Source organism: Siminovitchia fortis, assembly GCF_007681465.1.
Taxonomy (GTDB): domain Bacteria; phylum Bacillota; class Bacilli; order Bacillales; family Bacillaceae_C; genus Siminovitchia; species Siminovitchia fortis.
Genome location: NZ_VEKZ01000125.1, coordinates 1 through 1,908 on the forward strand (window position 1 = coordinate 1; position 1,908 = coordinate 1,908).

The 1,908-nt window shown below is 43.9% G+C and carries 1 protein-coding gene and 1 pseudogene; both read left to right on the forward strand.

Annotated elements, in window-relative coordinates:
- The first annotated feature begins 229 nt into the window (after positions 1 to 229).
- Positions 230 to 1,417 (forward strand): glycine C-acetyltransferase, encoded by a 1,188-nt coding sequence (locus FS666_RS19125; protein ID WP_144460588.1) that lies wholly within the window; start codon positions 230 to 232, stop codon positions 1,415 to 1,417.
- 51 nt (positions 1,418 to 1,468) lie between these two features.
- A pseudogene (locus FS666_RS19130) lies at positions 1,469 to 1,666 on the forward strand (NAD-dependent epimerase/dehydratase family protein); the annotation flags it as partial.
- Positions 1,667 to 1,908: the final 242 nt, after the last annotated feature.

Here is a 1,908-nt window from a genome sequence, read left to right on the forward strand (position 1 = left end):
CCTCGCCGTGTTTCCTTTATCTCATTGCGGAGTGCTCCAGTTTGTACGTCGCTAAACGGGCGCCTTGCGCTTTTCTTATATTTTCAAAATGAATAAATACTGTCCTCTCACAATAAACATAATATATGAAATATGTTATATTTAAATTGAATTCCGATAATTTTGGTTTGCGTGTGTATTTCTAGTAAGTACAAATGTATTCGCAAATTTCCATAATGGAGGGATCGATATGTCGAAAGTGCTGGAACAATTTTTAACGGAAAATTTGTCTGAGCTTCGCAGTCAGGGCCTCTACAATGAAATAGACACGGTTGAAACTCCAAATGGTCCCATCATCAGAATTAATGGGAAAGAACAGATCAATCTCTCGTCCAATAATTATCTCGGCTTGGCAACGGATGAGAGATTGAAAGACGCGGCTGTTGATGCAATCGGAAAATGGGGGGGTGGAGCAGGAGCAGTACGCACAATCAATGGAACGCTTGAAGTCCATGAAAAGCTGGAAGAAACGCTTGCCGCTTTTAAAGGGACGGAAGCCGCCATCTCCTATCAGTCAGGTTTTAACTGTAATATGGCCGCCATTTCGGCGGTCATGGACAAAGATGACGCTATTTTGTCAGATGAGCTGAATCATGCATCCATCATTGACGGCTGCCGCCTTTCGAAGGCAAAGATCATCCGATTCGGCCATTCGGACATGGATGATCTGCGAAAGCAGGCAAAGGCTGCAAAGGAATCCGGAAGCTACAATAAAATCATGGTGATAACCGACGGTGTTTTTTCGATGGATGGTGACATTGCCAAACTGCCGGAAATCGCCGAAATCGCTGAAGAATACGATTTAATCACTTATGTTGATGATGCACATGGTTCGGGAGTGCTCGGAAAAGGAGCTGGCACGGTAAAGAATTTCGGGCTTCAGGAAAAGATAGATTTTCAAATTGGCACTCTTTCAAAAGCGATTGGCGTTGTGGGCGGTTATGTAGCGGGGAAAAAAGAGCTGATTGACTGGCTTAAAGTCAGGTCGCGTCCATTTTTGTTCTCCACTGCAGTCACACCTGCAGATGCTGCGGCCGCAACGAAGGCAATTGAGCTCATGATGGAAAGTACGGAGCTTTATGAACGTTTATGGAAAAACGCGGATTACTTGAAAAAGGCTCTGTCAAAGCTGGGATTTGATATCGGTCACAGTGAAACCCCGATAACGCCTTGCATCATTGGGGAAGAAAAAACAACACAGACATTCAGCAAGCGTCTTTTTGAAGAGGGAGTTTACGCAAAGTCCATTGTTTTTCCTACTGTTCCAAAAGGAACAGGGCGAGTACGGAACATGCCGACAGCAGCTCACACGAAGGAGATGCTGGACCGGGCAGTTGCGGCCTATGAGAAAGTGGGAAAGGAAATGGGTGTCATCTAGCAGTTCAATGAGGTTCATGACAGTACATCGTATATACCGGGAGGTTATTCGATGAAAAAAATCTTGGTGACCGGATCCTTGGGACAAGTCGGTTCGGAGCTTGCTATGAAGCTTCGTCAAGAGTATGGGAGTATGAATGTCATTGCATCGGATATCCGCCGCTTGGACAACGAGACAGTTGAATCGGGCCCTTTTATAGAGCTGGATGTCATGGATGGCAGCAAGTTGGTGGAAGTCGTGAAAAAATCACTAGCGTTGCATAAAGAATAAAAAGCATAGTCAAGCATTGATTTTCCATACCCAGGGTAAGTGATTGAATATTCAGATCATGATTGATTCTATTTGAAGAAAAAAAGACAACAGGGATTCAAAGGTAGCCCTTCATCCATTTTTTACCAGTTTATTTAAATGAGTGGATCATAGGTTAAATCGTCTAAATGTGAAACATCCCCTTCTTCGTATTGTGCCAAGGTCTCTTCAAAAATACGTTG